Below are 19,363 nucleotides of genomic sequence, written 5' to 3'. Positions count from 1 at the left end.
TTCTTATGTCACACTCCTTAAAGTCTGAAACAGTATCCAGCTTCTATTACTATGGCAACAATACAGAGATCGCTGCCAACGGACAACTCAAGCATCCCGAACTCATTCTGATTGGTGATAGGGTAACCATTAAGGAAGATTACTCCATACAGCCTGAAGCACCAGCTTCTTTGCCTCTACCCAAAATTATTATCGGGGATGATTGCAAATGTGAACAAGGGCTCACTCTTTATGCCATCAACCGTATTGAGATTAAATCTAATGTCACGATAGGCTCTAATGTTAGTATATCGGATGCCAGACAGGAGTACCGCCAGATTGGAATCCCGGTAATGGCACAAGGATGGATGGACAGCGCCGGAGAGGTTATCATCGGGGAAGGAACGCAAATTGGAGAGGGAACGGTTATTGCAGGTAATATCCGAATAGGCAAGCATAGCGTGATCTATCCGGGAAGTGTCATTGAACAAGATCTTCCGGATTATTGTGTGGCAGGAGGGTCCCCCGCACAGATTCAGCAGCATCAACCAATTGTACCCCCTATCTCACCGGATGCTACTCCGCTTCTCTCCATTTGTATTCCAACCTATAACCGTGCAGCCAACCTTGATCTATGCCTTTCCTCCATATTCAGCCAATTACAGGACGATAGCCGGGTTGAAGTCATTGTCTGTGACAATGCCTCTACAGACGCCACCCCTCAGGTGATCGCACGTTATGCCAGCCGCTATCCAAGACTGAAATCATTCAGAAACAGTTCGAATATCGGGGGGGACCGCAATATATATCTTGTAGCTCAATTAGCGAAGGGGACGTTTCTAAAATGGCAGGGCGATGATGATTATTGTGTGGAGCATTCCATCCCCTCCCTGCTTGAGGTCATCCATAATCATACAGAGTGCGGAATTATATATTTGAATGTTCATAATCATGATGGCCAGGTTTATACTGCAAAAGGCGCACCGGCCTATCTTCGAGCCTCAGGTATTATGTGTACTTTTATTTCCGGCATCATTTTGAGAAGAGAGGATTTTGAACAAATCGAAGAACCCTTCCGGTATATCGATTCATCGCTGAATCAAGCTTACATGCAATATGAGATATTAACCAGAAATCCTCACTTTTGCGTGGTTAACCGGAGAGTGTTCGATTTTTCCGAGAATCCTCCTGCAGGATACAATTTCGGTGAAGTCGTTTTTAGTAATTATCAGACAATTTTGAGTCATTTTATTGGCAAAGGTTTGACCGCAGAGGACGTCCGGGAAGAGAAACGAAATTCTCTCTTTAATTACATTCTCGGTTGGTATTGGGGAATCATGCGTGATCACGCCCCTGTTTTTACCGATGACTTTGAGGATCTCTTTAGAGAATTTTATGGAGATGAGTCCTATTTCGAAGATGTCCTGCTGCAAATTGTAAGTATAAAAGCTCTGGCACAAAGCTAAGGAGGGATTTAGTATGCATAAACCGGATACACTTCAGGCAAACCATAAGCCAGATTCACAGGAATCTCAGATGTCCAATTTAATGAATTACGCCAACTTTCTATATAATCAGAAAAATTATGAGAATGCCGCTGTATTTTATGAAAAGTTTCTTTTGGAAGCAAAGACGTTGAATGAAGAAACCTATGAGGCCTACGGGAGACTCTCGGATTGTTACGTTGCTGCCGGGGATGTGAATAAAGCCTTGTTAGCAGCTTTCCAATCCTTTACTTATGGAATTCCCCACCCCGTGATCTGTTACAAAATCGGTGCTGCATTCATGCAGAAAGGTCAAGTGAACCTAGCAATTTTTTGGTTTGATATGGCTACAAAAGAAACGATAGTAAATGGGCACATTAACTATGATGCCTCTTTTGTAAACTGGCTACCCCATTTACAATTGTGTGTATGCTATGAATTGCTCGGTGAACATGAGAAAGCCTATCATCATCACAAATTAGCTCAAAAACATTTTCCCGATCATCCAAGTATAGTGTACAATCAAAAGTATTTTGAATCGTTGTTCTACAGAAGCGAAGATTCCTCTTCGAAGGCTCACCCAGAGGCTGAAGTATTGGGGGGAAACGACACAGATTCCATAGATATCAACTCCGAAATACTGAATACAGAACAAAACGATGTAATTTTCACAGGAGAACGGGTTGTCATTAACGATGCCGTCAAGAAGAATCATGGAGATGTGCTTGAGGAGCACCTGAACAGATACAGATTAGCCCAAAAGTTCGTCAACGATAAACGGGTGCTGGATGCGGCCTGCGGGGCAGGGTATGGCAGTAAAATGCTGCAGGTGGCCGGAGCAAGTCATGTCCTTGGCGTAGATATCGATGAAGCCAGCTTGGCCAATGCGCGCAAAACATACGGTCATGATCAAATTGATTATGCGTACGGAAATGTTAATAAGCTTGAGCTTGAAGACAAAAGCTTTGAAGTCGTTGTTTCCTTTGAGACCATTGAGCACATTGATGACGGCAGCATTTGGATTAAAGAATCCGCCAGGCTTCTCAAGGATGACGGAATCTTTATTGTCTCTACCCCTAACCGCGGCATAGCGAACCCTGCGGGCTATTTTGTGGACCCGCCAAGAAATCATTATCATAAATATGAGTATACGACTGTTGAGCTTGTGGGGGAGCTGCTGAAGGAATATGATGTTCTGGAGCTGTACGGGCAAACCTTCGTCTCGGATTATTCCGCCTTCCAGACCCAGGTTGTCAGAAATGCGAGAGCGATGCCTCCTACGACCACGCCTTATGACAATCCCGTTATTAATGCGTATGAGCTAATGGATCTCGGAAAAGTAAAAGATATGAATCCTTTGTATGTAGTGGCTGTGTGCAGAAAAAAACGTGCTCTCCCCGGCGAATAAATAGGATGGGATTGAACGCAGGATCGGCCAATGGCCGGTCCTGTTTGTAATGTTGCCAGTGCCATACTGAAAAATAATTAAACCCTGCTTGACTTCGTGTAACACGAAGGCGTTAGGCTCATCATATCACCAAATCATCCTAAGGAGGACAAAACAATGCAAACTGTAACCTTGAACAATGGAGTAAAAATGCCGCTGCTCGGCTTCGGTGTCTATCAGATTCCAGATGCTGAAGAATGTGAGAATGCGGTGTATGAAGCACTGACCGCAGGCTATCGCCTGATCGATACGGCTGCCGGTTATCTGAATGAAGAGGCGGTAGGCCGTGCCATTAAGCGAAGCGGCGTACCCCGCGAAGAGCTGTTCATCACCACCAAGCTATGGATTCAGGATGCCGGATACAAAAGTACCAAGCTCGCCTTCGCCAAGTCCCTGAAGAAGCTGCAGCTGGACTACTTAGATCTGTATCTCATTCACCAGCCGTTCGGCGACTATTACGGAGCTTGGCGGGCTATGGAGGAGCTGTATCACGATAGCAAAATCAGAGCCATCGGGGTCAGCAACTTCCTGCCTGACCGCCTGATGGACCTCATCGTCCATAACGAGATTGTGCCTGCCGTCAATCAGGTGGAGACGCATCCGTTCCTTCAGCAGACGGATAACGCTGCTTTTATGAAGGAACAAGGTGTGCAGATTGAATCATGGGGACCATTCGCTGAAGGACGCAACAACTTGTTCAGCAATGAAGTGTTATCAGGGATTGCTGCTAAGCATAACAAATCCGTCGCCCAGGTTGTGCTGCGCTGGCTGATCCAGCGTGATATCGTGGCGATTCCGAAGTCCGTGCGTACAGCGCGGATCGCCGAGAACTTCGATATTTTTGATTTTGCGCTGAGTGCAGACGATATGGCTCAGATTGCTGCACTCGATACGGGCGAGAGCCTGTTCTTCTCCCACCGGGACCCGGAAATCGCCAAGCGGCTGGGTAACTGGAGGGTTGAGCTGTAAAAGCTCCATCATATCTCAGCAGCACAAGGCCCATGCATAATCGCATGGGCTTCTTTATCTATTATGGATTCCGTACAAATCTCACCGCATCGGCGGCAACATACCCGCTCGTTCCATTATTACGGATGGTTACACTTCCAGAGGTACCTGCCGTGAAGGAATAGGTACCGATCAGATTCCAGATTCCGCCGTTCGCAGTCTGGTCTACATTCAGTATTGCCGTCCCTCCGGTATGAGCGACTTCCAGCGGAATTGCAGTGGACCGGTTGAAGTGCTGCGGCCACATCATATAGACACTGTAGGTAGCCGTAGCGGGTAAGTCGGGGGTAAAAGTTACACTTTTGCTTCCCTTGCCGTTGTTGTCATCATGCAGATAATTGATCCCGTAGCGGTCGGTCTGCACCGCTGCTGTCTTCCAGCTCCCGGTCTTCAGCACCCCGGTGGTGTCGTTATTGTCCACAATAATCTCTTCTCCTGGAAGAGTCGGAGGCGTACCGCTGTCCAGCTCGAAGGAAGCCTTGAACGTCTTGCCCTTGGCTGCGCTGACATTTACCGATAAACGGATCTTCGGGCTTAACTGAGTAACCGTAATCCCTGAATCAGCCGTATATCCGCTTGCTGAACGGTCCAGCTCCACTTCGATCACGCCGGTAGCCGCCTGTGTCGGATCGCTGAGAGACAGCTCCAGGGTATCACCTGTTTCTCTGGTCATGACCGACGCCTTCTTGTTGACGGTAATCAGATCAGCTGAGCTTGTGCCATCCTCCCAGAAGTTCGCGCCGATGATGCCCAGCCCCCGCTCCCGTACCGCTTGCACACCGGAGGTATGCGCCAGCACTTCAATATCTGGAGCAGCAGCGTAGGCAGCCACTTGCGGAGCCGACTTCCCCGGAAGCAGTACATACTGATATTCTCCGCCCTGCGGATTCACCCCATGATCCAGCCAAAAGGTCATATAGTTGCGGGTAACCGGAGTGGACGGCGTGACCGGCCGGGGGTTGATCTGCTTCCAGTTGCCGGTTCTGGCCTCTCTCTTCATGGCAAGCGGGACCGTCTGCGGAAAATAATATCCGGTATCCGTACCCGCCGTGCTGCCGGACAGATGAGCCCATTCTACCTGGTCCAGCGTCCCTGACCCGCCCAAGGCGGAAGGCTGCACGGTACCATTGACGGTAAGTGTATTGCTGCCTGCCGTATTCAGCTTCCGGTTCTCGACAATCGTCTCCACGGGGATATTGTCCGAGCTGCTGATACCTGCCCCAAGTGCCACGATTTCATCGTCGAACATGAACCATGATTTTCTCGCGTTAAGATCATGATCCCCGTACTTCAGCTCCATGCCGGAGACGCCGTACAGATTCTGCATATCGGTGCCGCCGGTCCACTGTTTGGTGCTGGTATGACTGCCGGAAGAGGTCTGTGACAGTATCGTTGTTCCCGGCAGACGGTAATTATCCACGGTCGGCCAGTAATCTCCGCTGTATTGACCAAGATCACTGTTGTATAAGCTGGTCATTCCGGCGGAGGTATACCAGGCTTTGGCGTTCTCGCTGTTGATCGCTTCATAGCTGCCGATCCGGCTGGAATACATCGCCAGTCCGAAGCTATAGCCCGGCCGGTGCTGGACTGCCCGGTCCATCGCCGCGAACTGCTTGTAGCCGATCAGCTCTGCCGCAGGCTCTACCGCCGGGTCACTGGTAATGCTTTTGGCGAGAACAATAGCCGGAACCGGGGCATCTTCGTAAAAGGACTTGAAGGTATCCGACAGAATCCAGCCCTTCAGCATCCGCTTAAAATCACTTGCTTGCGCAGGCGGCGCAAACCGGGATAAGCTCAAAATGCCCTGCATCACCCGATGACCCGCATCGTGATCCTGGCTGTAATGCCTGGAGATCTCTCTGCCGCGGACCATGTCCATAATTGCGCCCTTGTACATCACCGGCTGATAAGCGTTATACACCCATTCCCATACATTGGACTGCTTGGGATCGGTCACCTGCCAGGGCGAGCCATGAAGCATCCCCATCAGATCACTGACAGCCAGCAGCAAGTCAATGCCATAACCTCCGGTGTAGGGAATGTTGTTATGCTGAAGGAATGAACCATCCCGGTAAAAGCCGTCCCCGCTGAGCGTATAATTGAAGACGGAGGACAACCCGTCACGGGCGGCGGCGACCTTGGTGGCATCTTTGACCAGGATGCCCCGTTCGCCTACCACCATCGCTTTCCAGGTGCGGTTAGCTCCGGTCAGGGTAACAGCGGGCGAGAAGCGTTCCACGGCCGTCATATAATCTGTGACTTGTGCCGGGGTTAAGGAATCATACACCAGCACCGTTATATCGTTAAGCTGCAAAGGAATACCGATTTGCCAATCCCACCAGTTACTCGTTCCGCTGGCTACCGGCGTTACCCCCTCATGGTATCTGGTGGCGTACATATAATCGAGTGCAGCCACGATATCGCCTCCAAGCAGGCTGTCTCCATAGAGAGAGGTACCGGAAGTAGCGTAGGCGAGCGCCATAGTCTTCAGCCGTTCATAAGTCACCCGGATATGAATGGAATTCCCGGTCCCGGGATTATCGCTCCACAGAGAGGTGCGTCCCGCTGCGGTGTTCATCGTCTGCCAATAACCGTTCGCCTCATTCGTCAGCTTGGTTAGGGCTGCGGCAATATCAGGGTCTGCAGTATCCAGAGAGCTGCCCCCTGTAAGCAGGACTTTCCGGTTCTCCCGCATCCCGTCGAACGCATCGGCAGCGCGGGCACGTTCCGCTGCTCCGCCAATCCCGCTGACCGACAACAGCAATGCCAGAATTATGAGACAGCCTTTGGTCAGGATTCTCCTCATTCGGTATCCCTCCTTTTAATTAAGCGCTTTCAATTGTACTGATGAACAAGCCGCACGCTCTGCGGCCTGCGGCATACCTGCCTAATACATTTCATAGATCAGCTCAGGGTCCAGCTCCCTGTCAGAGTCAAACGCTGCATAGATACATAACCGGCCCGCCGGCGTATCTCCGGCATCGTAGCCGATGCGGAAGGATCCGTCAACAGCGAAGTTCAACTCGGCCAGCTCCAGCTCATTCACATCTTCATCCGGATGAGCCCCGGCAATCTGCTGCAATACGCGGTCAAGCAGCTTGTCCAGTTCCCCCCATACCTTTTGAATCTGGGAGTTCAAATGCTCCGCATCCGTCTTGGTCTTAACCTCCACGGTCACGGGAAGCTCATCGCCCGAATAGGAAAAAGTTGCGCTATAGCATGTGAAGGTATTATCATATCGCAAGGTTCCGACACCCTCCACCTCATGATCGGGCTGGGTGATAAGATTATTGGCGTAATCCAGCTCCACTAGCTGCGGATTATGGCTCGTATCCAGTGCCGTCAGCTTGTTCTCCGAGCAATAGAGCTTAGTCAACTGCTTATTGTGGCTGAGGTCCAGACCCGTAAGATGATTATTGAAGCAACGCAGGCTTGTTAGAGCCGGTTGGTTACTGATATTCAAGCTGGTTAAATGATTATGATTGCAGCGGATTTCCACAAGCTCCGTACACTCTGCGATATTCAGAGTAATGATATAGTTACTGCTGCAATCGAGCTGCTGAAGTGCTGTATTCTGCTCAAGGTTCAGTTCATGCAGCGAGTTATAACTGCAATGCAGTACTTGGAGGTGAGGATTGCTGCTTAAGTCCAATCTGGATAACATATTCTCCTGACATTCCAGCTTCTCCAGCATGGTGTTCCGGCTGAGGTCCAGCGTACGGAGGCTGTTCCGGCTGCAATCCAGCTCCCGAAGCGCCGTGAAATGTCCGATTCCTTGAAGACTTGAGCATTCATGGCCTGCAAGCTCCAGTGTGGTCACGGTGTCAATGTCACTTTTGAGAATCGTTTCACGGCCACCACAGAAGGTGTCTTTTACAAACTGCCTGAATCGTTCATCTGTGAAATCATCGGTAATCTGAATCTGCATGGTTCTTCCCCCTCTAAGATCGATGGGATTATTCTACCATATCCGCCGTAGCCCTTCACTTCATAGAGAGATTGCCCGGAATGCTCAGCACCCGAACTCCGCATGGAACGAAGCTCCCCCGGCACCGTCAGGGTCGAACCGCAGTTTTACCTTGCCCGCTTCAGCCTGTTGCACGATAATCCGCTCTGACATGCTAACAACCCGGGGAACGGGTTCCCCCTTGCCGGTCTCTGCTCTGGCTCCGATACGATTGCCCATCTCGATCTCAATCTCCACCGGACGGCGCTGCTTCTGAGTCGGATCGGCCACCGCCAGGCTCCAGCCAGCCGGGTGCTTGCGCATAATGACAGTAGCCTGACTGCTGCAAGCAATTCCCCCGCTTCTATACCATCCCGTCTGCCAGAAATGCACGGCTGTGATTCCCCGTTCCGAGTCTTCAACCGCATGGGCTTGACTGCTGCATTCTACAATCCGCAGGCTCGGTGACTCAGCCAAGCTTGCCGTTGCCCCCATACTGTACCCTGGCAGCAGCACATAGGCATACTGCGCGCCTTGCGGCGCTGCTCCGTGATCGAACCAGATCGTCTGGTAGGACCGTTCCAAGCGCTGAGCTGATCCTGCGGCATTTATTGCCTTCCAGCTCCCTTGGCGGTGTTCGCGCAGAGCATATACCATGCTTTTTAGAGGAAAAAAGATCCCGATACCCGCTCCCTCCGTGCTCCCGCTCATATGCATCCACTTAGGCTGAAGTATCTCCGTGTGCCCGGCGGTCCGGCAGATCTCCATTCCGTCTGCTGTAATCACATCGTCCCCGTCCGGGCTGCACTTCCGGTTCTCTATGATCGTCTCCACCGCAGCCGGACTGCGGCTCTGAATATCCGAGCCTAAGCATACGATCCTGTCTCCCAACAAGAACCAGCTGATCCGCCCGGTCAGTCCGCCGGATTCATGAACTACATCCTCCAGTTCCATGGCAATGGCTCCATACTTGTTGTGAAGTACCGCTCCGCCAACGAAATCCCGGCTGCTTAAGCGGCCTGCTCCCGCTCCATCCTCCAGCAAAGTCTTCGTCACCGTAGTTCCGGGCAGCCGGTAGGGGTCAACCGTCGGCCAGTATCCGCCTGAATATTGTCCGAGGTCACTATTATATAGAAGAGTCATGCCATACGAAGTGTACCAGCCCTTCAGATTCTCGTCATTAATAGATTCATAGCTGTACATCCGGCTGGAGAACATGCTGATCGAGTAGAGGAATCCCGGACCCCGCAGCACCGCCCGATCCATGTGGGCAAACAGCTTGCAGCAGGTCTCCTCCGGGGCGGTCGGTATGCGTTCATCAGCCAGCAAAGCTATGGCCTGAGCGGCTGTATCGGGCGGTGCTCCAGCGATATAAGGTTTATACGTATCTGCCATGATCCAGCCTTTGGCTTTGGAGAATAGCCGGATCTGCTCCGGCTCCTCCAATATCCGCGAGAAGCGCAAGCAGGCGGTGATGACGGAATGTCCGCTCTCATGGTTCTGGGACTCCTCCCGCGAAATTTCCCGGCCGCTCACCATATCCGGTATAGATCCCTTGAACATCAGCGGCATGAAAGATTCCTCAATCCACCGGGCTGTCATCTCCTGTGCTGCGGCAGGCAATGCCCAGGGGGCATCGTGAAGCCATACCATCAGACGGATGAGGTCCTGAAGCAGTGATACTCCGTACCCGCCCGTATACGCATAGTTGTCATGCTGGATGAAGGAGCCGTCCTCATAAAAGCCATCCCCTTCACTTGCATAGGTGAACAGGGGAAGCAGCGCATTGCGGGCGGCGGACAGCCCCTCTCCGTCTTGCCGGATCACCGCAGCAAGAGCGGACGCTGTAACTTTCCAGACCAGATTCGCTCCGGTACACGGCTGGGCCTCCGCCGCGAACCAGCGGGCATGAACCGCCGGATCTCCCACATATTTGTCTATGGGGAGCAGAAGACGCCCAACCCATGCGGCATCCAGCGCTTCCCCCATAAGCAGCAGCGTCTCCAGCAGGGCAATCGGCACACCGATCTCCCAGAACCACCAGTTTCCATATGGCGGGCAAGACTCGTTGTATCTGTGCGTATACAGCCATTCCAGACCATAGGTAATCTGATCCTGTAATGCCCCATCCTTGTAGCAGGGACATCCGGGAGATTTCAGCGCGATAGCCATCTCTCTTAATCTGCTGATAATCATCAGCGTATCCGCAGCATTCTCGGCCCACGGAATATCTGCCCAGAGCAGCTCCTGCTGATAGAGCATTGTCCTCTGTGCATCGCGGACCCGCTTCAGCGACTCAGGCGACACCGTAGACCCGGCGACCGATTGCTGCCATTTGCCGGCTAAGCTCCGCATGGTAACCACCTCCTTGCACCGGCTAGTACTGCATCCGATTTAAAATAGTGGAACAGAAAGAATTGCCCTTCAAATTACATATTTTTAAATAGATGGTTGTCATTTGGGTGGCGTTTGGCTTGGCGTAACGGACTGAGGTGCTCTTATCCGGGAAGAAAGCCGTCACTTGGGCGATTAGCGGACCGCAAGGACCTTATCCCCTGTCATTCAGCTCCAAAGCGTCTCGCAGAAAGACGATAAGGTCCACTGAGTCCGTTCCGCTGCAAAAGGTGGCGTTCTCGTCGGGATAAGGTCTCTTCGGTCCGTTAGATTTTTGGGGATGATAGGGTTTCATTACACGAACCCCTGAGTTTCACAAGTTTATTCACCCTTTAAAATCTGACACTGTACTAGTCCAATCTATGTGCTATGTGCGCTGCTGCCGCTCCGCCAGCGGCGAAGGCGGAACCCTTTTGCCCCACTCTCCGGCATCTGAACTAAGCACCAGTACAAGGGTGCCGCCGCCCGCAATCTCTTCATGGCGGACCCAGGCCCGGTCCAGGGTCTTCCCGTTCAGAGCAGCAGAGTGGATATACCTGCTGCCGGACCCGTCAGCTTCGCCTTGAACCTCAATCGTCAGCGGCACTTCATTCCCCTTCGCTCCCAGCAACAGAGTCGTCCGTTGGAACAACGGTGGTACAAGGAAGTAGAGGTCCTGGCCCATCAAGGGATAGAGTCCCATTGCCGAGCAGATGAAGAAGGCGCTCTGGCAGCCCATATCCTCGTTATCGCCCAGCCCGTCACGTTCAGCCCGGAAGTACTTCTCCAGACATTCGCGCACCCGGTCCGCCGCCCGGTCCGGCCTGCCTGCATAAATATAAAGATAAGGAATATGCAGCATTGTTTCCTTGGAGTTATAGAAGCCCCCGTCAAAAAAATAATCCAAATGCCGGACAAAGGCCTCCGCTCCCCCGTGCCGCTCCACCAGTCCATGGAAGTCATGATGCGTGCTGAATGACCATTGCAGACCGGTGCCCTCATAAAAGTACGGATCATTCCAGGAATCCGGCAGGCAGGATTCAGGGTCAAAGGAACTCACCCACTCCCCGTCCGGCCGCCGTGGCGCGAAGGACCGCAGGTCCTCCCGCCACAGATTCCACAGTTTCTGCGAGCTGCCATAGTACTCTTCGGCGGTCTCCTCCTGCCCAAACTCCTCAGCCAGACGGCCGATGCACCAGTCCTGATAAGCGTATTCCATATGGCGGGAGACACAGTTCTTCTTCACATCCGTGGACAAGTAGCCTAAGGAGTGGTAATCCTGCAGATGACGGCCGTAGAGCCAGGTGTCCGGGGACTGCACCTCATTATTCCTGCGCATCTGCTTCAGGGCCTTCGCATAGTCAATCCCCTCCAGCTTCTTCAGCGCCGCTTCACAGAACAGAATATCGGCGGAGCTTCCGCCTTGAATCATCGCGCTATGCCCCATGATCCAGGCGTCCGGCAGCCAGCCGGTATGATCTGCAATGTCCAGCAGACAATTCAGTATGTCCGCTTCCAGCTGCGGATCAAGCAGAGTAATCAGCGAGTTGGCATTCCTGACACTGTCCCAGAGCGCATAGAGATCGGTAAAATGCCGTACCCCCGATTCCCAGGCGAAGTTCTCATCGTCTACGCCCAGATCACTGGGCATACAAAACAGGCGGGTCATCAGGGTGTAGAACAGCCGGGTATGCTCCAGGCTTCCCCCTTCCACCATGACTCTGCTCAGCTTATCCTCCCAGATGCTTCCGGCTGCCTCACGGAGATCATCGAAGCCGGTAGAGGCTTCCCGGTCCACACTGGCTCTGGCTTTGCCTACACTTACATAAGAGATGCCTGTCTTAGCCGTCAGCGTTCCGCAGGCTCCGAAGCTCAGTGAAGCCTGGCAATGGGGCCCATCCACAGAGAAGCCTGAGCGTACCCCGCCCGCGTCCTTCAGCAGCACATTCTGTATCGGCTGGTCGAAACGGATATAGAAATAGACGGAATAAGGGAACTCATGCCCCCAGCCCCCGCGCAGATCGGAGCGGCCGGCAAGCTCATAGGCAGACAACACCTCAATATAACCGCCCGTTGAAAGTCCGGTTGTCTTCCCGGGCTCATCCCCGCCCACCTGGATAACCGCCCCGCCGTCAATCAGCAGTCCCGCCGGTTCATCAGCCGGATAAGTATACCGGTGGATTCCGGTACGCATCGTGCTGGTTAGTTCAGCCCGGATAGCCACCGGAAGCAGCTTCACACGGTAATAGCCTGCTTCGGCATGTTCCTCCTCCTTCGTATAAGGGTCAATATGGAACCGGGGCAATCCTGTATACGGCGTGAAGCCGACATTGCCGTACCGCCCGCCGCCCCCGGTCCCGCTGACATGCGTATGGCTGAACCGGATAATCGGCCGCGAGCTGTCGTAGCCGTGGGATAGCTGGGGCGGCAGGGTATCCGGGCCCAGGCGGACAATGCTGTTCGGCAGATAAGGCCCGCAGAGGCAGTTATTCTCCCCATCCACGCCTATAAATGGATCTACGTATTCCACTCTTCTTGTCACTCTATGCTGAACCTCCCTTTCAGAACTGAAATCCTTTGCATTACCAAAAGATTTCCCGCTCTCCTTTCAGCTTCAGCAGCGCCTCCAGGAAGAAGTAATCCCCGTAGATGATCGGAATCTCCACTTCCGCATTCGCCGGGAAGCTGCCCGTGCCCTTGGTAATCAATGCTTCCTCCGCCGGGTCCACCGGCGCATAATGGCGGAACAGCGATTCCGTGATGGCAGCTCCGAGCTGCCGGTAGTGTGCGGACGCTTCGCCTTCCAGCAGCCCGGCGATTTCCAGCATCCCGCTGGCTGCACAGGCTGCCGCCGTTGAGTCCTTGGCCCATAGCTGATCTGCCGGGGCGCGGAAATCCCACGGCGGCACCAGATCCTCCGGCAAATGTGCGGCGAAATAATCCGCTGCTGCTCTGGCAGCATTCAAGAAACGAATGTCCCCCGTATAACGGAACCCGATTGCAAACCCGTAGATCGCCCAGGCCGATCCCCGCGACCAGGCGGAATCCGGGCTATATCCTTGTCCACCCAGCGCCTCGATCCGCTCACCCGTCTCAGGATCGAAACGGACGATATGATGCACCGAGCCGTCCTCGCGGATGAATTCCCGCAGCGCCATCTCCGAATGGGCGACAGCAATGTGCCGGTAACGAGGGTCCTGCAGCTCTTCGCTGGCCCAGTAGAGCAAGCCCAGATTCATCATGCAATCGATAATCGCCAAGCCTTCACTGCCTTCATGCAGCCAGGCCCGGATGAAATTGCCCTTCAGGTTGAACCGGCTGGCTAAATGGCTGGCCGCGATCAGCCCTCTTCTGCGGGACAGCCGGCCCCCGGTCAGCTTATAATCAGCCACTGCCGACGGGCTCCAGAGGAAGCCGTTATCGTGGTGGAGCTGTTCATACTCCTGAAGCGGTACATCCAGCTGCTCCTCGCAGCGCTCGGCAATGCTCCGGTATTCCTCATCGCCTGTGGCCCGGTAAGCCAGCCAGAGGATTCCCGGCCAGAATCCGTTGGTCCAGCAGTCCAGGTCACGCGCATCATATTTCCCGCCGTAGGAGGCATTCGGGAAGGTAGCACCGATTCTCCCCCGGGTACAGCTCAATTTGCTCTGGGCATAGTCCCAGGCCTCGTTAATCCAAGTCTCCATTGTCAATTCTCTCCGTTTCTTTTGTACAGTAAGAAGACAGGACGTCTTCATCGAACAGACCTCCTGCCCTCCTCTACCGTCAACTATTGTGCTGCCTTCCAGGCATCAATCTGCGCCTGCAATTCAGTCTTGACCTTCTCGATCCCAGCCTTCTTTAACTTCTCGTTACGTTCCTCCAGCATCTTGGCCGGGTCAGGAATCGCACCCGTGCTGGCCGCCCGGTATTCGCCAATGACCGAGGTAAGCTGGGTAATCTCATTCTTCACCGGCGTTTCATCGAACACGAAGCCTAACAGCGGAGAGCGCTTCGCTTCATCATTGAATGTCTTCCAGCTTGTATACAGATCATCGGGCTGGCCCGGCTTGAGATAATTAAGCAACTGGTTGCCGATGACCCAGAAGAGCGCCGTACTGCCATACCCGGAATCGGCAATCGGCTCAATCCGGTTCTCGCCGACCTTCTTGTAATGGGTGCCTTCGATACCGTTAACGAACAGGTTCACAGCATAAGGATCTGTATGCAGTGCATTCAGGACCATCATGGCCCGCTCCGGGTCCTTGGAGGTGCGGGAGATGGAGAACATCGATCCGGCCGCCAGATCCGTGGTCACGATAGGCTCTTCAATCACCTTGGACACGAAATCATATTTATTGTCCGAGGCGATTTTCAGCTCAATATCCGCGCCCGGCTTCCAGACCGCCTGCTGCATCCAGATCTTGCCCTGCTTGCGCAAGTCCCCGATCTCAGTGGTTGTAGTTGCAGCATCACTGTTGATGTAGCCCTTCTCGTAATAACTCCGGTTCAGCTCATACTCCGCTTTGGCAATCGCGGAAATCTCGGGATCAATCACTGACTTAATCTGGATGTTATCCGTATTCGTATAATCGTATAAGAACAATGGAATCTTGTTCGGTGTCGGTCCGATGGCGCGGAAGTTCGAGCGGGTCTCATACATCATGCCTTCGCCCGATTCCTTGATGAAGTCCAGAATCAGCTCCGGCTCCTTCTCCTTCAGCAGCTTGAACCAGGGTTCGAAGTCTGACATCGTTTTGATGTCCTCAACCGGGATATTATACTTGTCGACGATATCCTTACGGTACGTGTAGGCCTTGCCCTGGGTAATCTCTTTGTTGGTCGGAATGCCGTACAATTTGCCTTTGTAGCGCGGGGCCTCCAGATAGATCGGATTCAGGTTCTCTGTGATGCCCTGCCCATACTTGGCCAGCAGATCATCCAGATCCAGGAAGGCGCCCTTGGCTACATTGCCGAAGAAATTCAGCCAGGACGCGGTAAACACCAGATCCATCGGCTCCCCGGCGTTCAGCATCAGCTCGGTCTTCTGCTTGTATTCGCTGGAGGCGATGGGCTGAAGATCGACCGTAGCATTGAACTTCTCTTTGAAATACTCGCTGAGCTTGGCTTCAACCACCGCATCATCCCGCTGCGGCGCACCGAAGTAGATAATGGACACCTCGTAAGGCTTCAGTGATGCTGTCCCGCCGGCAGGCTCCGCGCTGCTTGCACTGTTCGTAGCTGCTGCTCCGCTGGAAGCCTCCGGCTTGGCAGCCCCCCCGTTATTGCCGCCGGAGCATCCCTGCAGGGCCAGTGCAAGAACCAGAACCGTTGCAGGAACCAGTGATCTGGCTCTTTTTAACTTTTTCATATGAACCCTCCTGTATGATCATGCTTATATAGAACGGCAGCAGACAATGCTGATTGCCGGTTCCACCACGCTTAACCCTTCACTGCCCCTACCGTCAGTCCCTTGACAAAATACTTCTGAAAGAACGGATACGCCACCAGAATCGGCCCCATCCCGATCACCGCCATCGCCATCTGCAGCGATTCATTCGGAAGATTCTTCATCATGCCCGGATTCTGGGCGGCCAGCTCCACATTGCTGCGCAGATACTGCACATCGTTCAGGACACGCATCATCAGATATTGCAGCGGATATTTGTCCTCGCTGGTGATGTACAGGAGCGCATTAAACCAGTCATTCCAGTAGCCGATCGTACTGAACAAGGCCATGGTCGCCAGCACCGGCAGCGAGAGCGGCAGCACAATCCGCAGGAAGATTCTCAGCTCACCCGCACCGTCAATCCGCGCCGATTCAATCACCGCCGGATGAATGGTGGTCTGGAAGAAGGTCCGCATAATAATGACGTTGAACGGCACGATCAGCATCGGCAGAATCAAGGCCATATAGGTATCCTTGATATGCAGCGCCTGGGTATAAATCAGATACCTGCTGACCATCCCGCCGTTGAACAGCATGGTGAAGAACAGGAAGAACGTAAACACGTTACGGAACGGATAATCTGCCCGGGAAATGGGATAGGCATACAAGGCCATGAGCAGCACACTAAGTGCTGTGCCGATCACCGTTATGGTGAAGCTCACGCGGTAGCCCGACACAATCGTCACCCAATCCTTAAAAATCATCTCATAAGCAATGAACGACCACTTCTCCGGAAGGAAGCTGTACCCCTGCGTCAGAATCGACTGTCCGTCTGTGAAGGAGACAATGATCACAAGCAGAACAGGCAGAAAGCACAGAAGGGAGAGAATGACGAAGGCCAGGTTTAGAAGTACGTTGGAAACGGCCGAATTGCCGCCGGGGGAATAACTGGAGTTGCTGTTCATGAGGGTTCTCCCTTCTTCATTAGAATAGTGCCTGTTCACGGTCGATTCTCCGGACGATACTGTTCGTCGCAATGACCATGATGAATCCGACAACAGATTGCACAAGCGCCGTGGCCGAGGACATGCCGATATCGTTCAATTGCATCAAGGCGCGGTAGACATACGTATCCACGGTATCCGTTACGGGGTACAGCGCCCCAGAATTCATAGGCACTTGGAAGAACAGCCCGAAGTCGGAGCTGAAGATGCTGCCCATCGACAGAATCGTCATAATAATAATGACCGGCCGGATAAAAGGGAGCGTGATATGCATAATCTGCTTCCACTTGGAAGCCCCGTCGATCAGCGCCGCCTCATAATATTCCGGATCAATGCCGGCAATCGCCGCGATATAGATGACCGCCCCGAAGCCTGCGTGCTTCCAGGCATTGACGAATACAAGAATGTACGGCCAATACTCCTTCTCCGAATACCAGAAGACCGGGTCCTGCCCGAAGGCCTTGAGGATCGTTGCATTAATGAAGCCGTGATCCGGCTGGAGGAAAGCGTATACAAGATAGCTCACCACCACCATCGACAGGAAGTGCGGCAGGATGATGAAGCTCTGGTACACTTTCGCCAGCAGCCGCCGCCGGATCTCGTTGATGGCTACTGCAATCGACACCGACAGCACCAGGTTCAGGATCATGAAGGTCAGGCTGTACAGCAGCGTGTTGCGCACAATCCGCCACATATCCCCCGAAGAGAACAGGAAGCTGAAGTTATCCAGTCCCACCCAGGGGCTGCCCCAGATCCCGTCCATATAATTCACATTTTTAAAAGCAATAAATATGCCGAACATCGGCAGATAGCTGTGGGCCAGCAGCACAAGCACCGCCGGCAGCAGCATCAGCGTCAGCGCCTTGTACTTCCACAGGGCATGGATGAATCTTGAGAATCCAGTGGCTCTACTCATGGTCCATTACTCCTTTCATGGACTTATTATAGAACCATCTGCCCCCCGCTTCGATGATGCATTCCCGTAGAACTGTGATCTTTTATTAGTCCGTTCCTAACGGTTCTGGCCCCCTCCGTCGCAAAGGCAACGTAATCACCGCCCGTGTCCACCCGTCCCCGCTCCGCTCATAAGCCAGCCCGTAAGCCTCCCCGTAATGGAGCCGGATGCGCTGATGCACGTTCCTGATCCCGTATCCTTTCACACTCTGCTCTTCTTCCAGAATGGCCTTAAGCTCCTCCAGATCTACCTGCAGATGCCCGTTATCCTCTACGGTGAAGCGCAGAATCCCATCTTCCTGCACCGCCGAGACCCGGATTTCTCCTTCTCCATCCATGCCGCGCACGCCGTGAAGAATGGCATTCTCAATCAGCGGCTGAATGATCACCTTGGGCGTCTCGAAGTCCCGCAGGGCATCGTCAATCTGCCACCGGACCTCGAAGGTATCCGGGTAACGCTTGGTCTGGAGCCGGGTGTACGCCTGTGCGTGCTCCAGTTCCTCACCTACCGTAATCATCTTCCGCCCCCGGCTGAGGCCGATCCGCAGCAGCATCGACAGGTCGCGGACCATTTCGCCGACCTCGGTATTGCCGCTGTCCAGCGCATACCAATAGATCGAGTCGAGGGTGTTGTACAGATAATGCGGGGTAATCTGGGACTGGAGCATGAGCAGCTCATATTCCTTCTGCTTCAGCTGCATCCCGTAATTCTCTTCAATCGAATGGTCCAGCCTGCGGGTCATTCTGACGAAGGAGCCTTGCAGAATACCGAATTCGTCCTGGCGCAGCGGCTCCTCGGATAGTAGCAGCTTTTTGCCAGGCTCATAGATCTTCATCACCGAGACCAGCTCGACCACCGGCTTGACCACAAGTCTTACCATATAGAGGACAAAGGTCAGGACGAACGCCAAGAAAATGAACGAGATCACCACCAGCAGCCGCTGAAACCAGATGAGCTTGCCGGTGATGGATTCTAACGGGATTTTGTACAATAATCGGGTGTGGAATCTGGAGCTGTCCGAGTAGGCATACAGCCATTCCTCTCCGCCCTCTTGCGCAAAGATATAGCCATAAGGGACATCCGGTTCGAGGTGCTTGCCAAGCTCGCCGGGGTTAAGGCCGCCTGAGCCAGTGGACATCAGCAGCTCCCCACTGGTATTGAACAGGAATGCCCCGGCAGCGGCGGGCAGCTCCACCGAGACCATGTCACGGGTCAGCATGACCTCTATCTTGTTGACGGCCAGCAGGCCGATCACCTCATTATAATTACGGGGATTCAGAATACTGCGCATGAAGGAGATGGTGGTCTCACCGCTCCCGGACGGCATGACGCGCAGCGCCCCTGCGCCGCTGACATCCATCAGACTGACGTTAGGATCAGGCAAGCCGCCGCTGAACCCATCCAGGTATTTAAAGCCTTTGGTTTTGTAGGACAGATCGAACGGCGTCGCCCTGCGCTCAATGTTTTTCATATATATGGCATATTCCGTCCCTCCGGTAGACCAGCTGTCCAGAATATTATCGGCCTGCCGGATCTCATTCAACGTATCAATTCCGGTCCAGAAGCTGTATCCTTCCGGGTTGCTGAAGAACTGGCTGTCGAGCAGCGTTATCGTCCGGTCGTTCACCGCAGACAGGGTCTTATCAATCGTGACATGATTCTGCTTGACCAGTTGCAGGGTCGTACTGCCGACCTCCTCCTTGATGGTGTTCAGCGCCACATAAGCAGAGACCCAGCCCACCACGATAAAAGGCAGCACGATGCACAGCAGGAACGCCAAAATGACCTTATGCTTCAGT

The 19,363-nt window shown here is 53.3% G+C and carries 12 protein-coding genes; 3 read left to right on the top strand and 9 right to left on the bottom strand.

All coding sequences use genetic code 11. The annotated features are described in order from the left end of the window. Positions 1–5: 5 nt before the first annotated feature. From NST04_RS13200 to NST04_RS13190, 3 genes are all read left to right on the top strand, one after another. Entirely contained in the window at positions 6–1,445 is a 1,440-nt protein-coding gene (locus NST04_RS13200; protein WP_341184602.1) for a glycosyltransferase, read from the top strand. Between the two features lie 13 nt (positions 1,446–1,458). Beyond that, complete coding sequence (locus tag NST04_RS13195; protein WP_341184601.1) at positions 1,459–2,871, top strand: class I SAM-dependent methyltransferase; 1,413 nt, start codon at positions 1,459–1,461, stop codon at positions 2,869–2,871. A 156-nt stretch (positions 2,872–3,027) separates the two neighbouring features. Next, positions 3,028–3,879, top strand: a complete 852-nt coding sequence (locus NST04_RS13190) for an aldo/keto reductase (RefSeq protein WP_341184600.1) — start codon at positions 3,028–3,030, stop codon at positions 3,877–3,879. A 61-nt stretch (positions 3,880–3,940) separates the two neighbouring features. Here the strand turns inward: NST04_RS13190 and NST04_RS13185 are convergent, their stop codons facing one another. The 9 genes from NST04_RS13185 to NST04_RS13145 form a co-directional block, all read right to left on the bottom strand. Then, positions 3,941–6,724, bottom strand: coding sequence for a polysaccharide lyase family 8 super-sandwich domain-containing protein (locus NST04_RS13185; RefSeq protein WP_341184599.1), 2,784 nt, complete (start codon positions 6,722–6,724; stop codon positions 3,941–3,943). Positions 6,725–6,805: 81 nt separating this feature from the next. Then, the gene (locus tag NST04_RS13180) at positions 6,806–7,846 is read right to left on the bottom strand and encodes a leucine-rich repeat domain-containing protein (protein ID WP_341184598.1); all 1,041 of its coding nucleotides are present in this window, start codon (positions 7,844–7,846) and stop codon (positions 6,806–6,808) included. A gap of 84 nt (positions 7,847–7,930) precedes the next feature. Beyond that, positions 7,931–10,219, bottom strand: a complete 2,289-nt coding sequence (locus NST04_RS13175) for a polysaccharide lyase 8 family protein (RefSeq protein WP_341184597.1) — start codon at positions 10,217–10,219, stop codon at positions 7,931–7,933. 406 nt (positions 10,220–10,625) lie between these two features. After that, positions 10,626–12,779, bottom strand: coding sequence for a GH92 family glycosyl hydrolase (locus tag NST04_RS13170; RefSeq protein WP_341184596.1), 2,154 nt, complete (start codon positions 12,777–12,779; stop codon positions 10,626–10,628). A gap of 40 nt (positions 12,780–12,819) precedes the next feature. Further along, complete coding sequence (locus NST04_RS13165; protein WP_341184595.1) at positions 12,820–13,923, bottom strand: glycoside hydrolase family 88 protein; 1,104 nt, start codon at positions 13,921–13,923, stop codon at positions 12,820–12,822. Between the two features lie 83 nt (positions 13,924–14,006). Continuing rightward, on the bottom strand, positions 14,007–15,587 hold the full coding sequence (locus tag NST04_RS13160) for an ABC transporter substrate-binding protein (protein WP_341184594.1): 1,581 nt from the start codon (positions 15,585–15,587) through the stop codon (positions 14,007–14,009). 71 nt (positions 15,588–15,658) lie between these two features. Next, complete coding sequence (locus NST04_RS13155; RefSeq protein ID WP_340993834.1) at positions 15,659–16,570, bottom strand: carbohydrate ABC transporter permease; 912 nt, start codon at positions 16,568–16,570, stop codon at positions 15,659–15,661. A gap of 19 nt (positions 16,571–16,589) precedes the next feature. Then, positions 16,590–17,525, bottom strand: coding sequence for an ABC transporter permease (locus tag NST04_RS13150; protein WP_340993835.1), 936 nt, complete (start codon positions 17,523–17,525; stop codon positions 16,590–16,592). An 85-nt stretch (positions 17,526–17,610) separates the two neighbouring features. Continuing rightward, positions 17,611–19,344 (bottom strand): sensor histidine kinase, encoded by a 1,734-nt coding sequence (locus NST04_RS13145; RefSeq protein ID WP_341184593.1) that lies wholly within the window; start codon positions 19,342–19,344, stop codon positions 17,611–17,613. Positions 19,345–19,363: the final 19 nt, after the last annotated feature.

It is taken from the genome of Paenibacillus sp. FSL H7-0756 (assembly GCF_038006765.1).
GTDB lineage: Bacteria > Bacillota > Bacilli > Paenibacillales > Paenibacillaceae > Paenibacillus_AQ.
The sequence above is the reverse complement of the archived record's forward strand: the minus strand, read 5'-3'. Positions and strand labels throughout refer to the sequence as shown.

Bases quoted from the DNA above. Each gene is read 5' to 3' on its own strand.
- NST04_RS13190 (WP_341184600.1), top strand. From the start codon at position 3,028: ATGCAAACTGTAACCTTGAACAATGGAGTAAAAATGCCGCTGCTCGGC.
- NST04_RS13155 (WP_340993834.1), bottom strand. From the start codon at position 16,570: ATGAACAGCAACTCCAGTTATTCCCCCGGCGGCAATTCGGCCGTTTCC.
- NST04_RS13200 (WP_341184602.1), top strand. From the start codon at position 6: ATGTCACACTCCTTAAAGTCTGAAACAGTATCCAGCTTCTATTACTAT.
- NST04_RS13175 (WP_341184597.1), bottom strand. From the start codon at position 10,219: ATGCGGAGCTTAGCCGGCAAATGGCAGCAATCGGTCGCCGGGTCTACG.
- NST04_RS13180 (WP_341184598.1), bottom strand. From the start codon at position 7,846: ATGCAGATTCAGATTACCGATGATTTCACAGATGAACGATTCAGGCAG.
- NST04_RS13165 (WP_341184595.1), bottom strand. From the start codon at position 13,923: ATGGAGACTTGGATTAACGAGGCCTGGGACTATGCCCAGAGCAAATTG.
- NST04_RS13150 (WP_340993835.1), bottom strand. From the start codon at position 17,525: ATGAGTAGAGCCACTGGATTCTCAAGATTCATCCATGCCCTGTGGAAG.
- NST04_RS13185 (WP_341184599.1), bottom strand. From the start codon at position 6,724: ATGAGGAGAATCCTGACCAAAGGCTGTCTCATAATTCTGGCATTGCTG.
- NST04_RS13160 (WP_341184594.1), bottom strand. From the start codon at position 15,587: ATGAAAAAGTTAAAAAGAGCCAGATCACTGGTTCCTGCAACGGTTCTG.
- NST04_RS13195 (WP_341184601.1), top strand. From the start codon at position 1,459: ATGCATAAACCGGATACACTTCAGGCAAACCATAAGCCAGATTCACAG.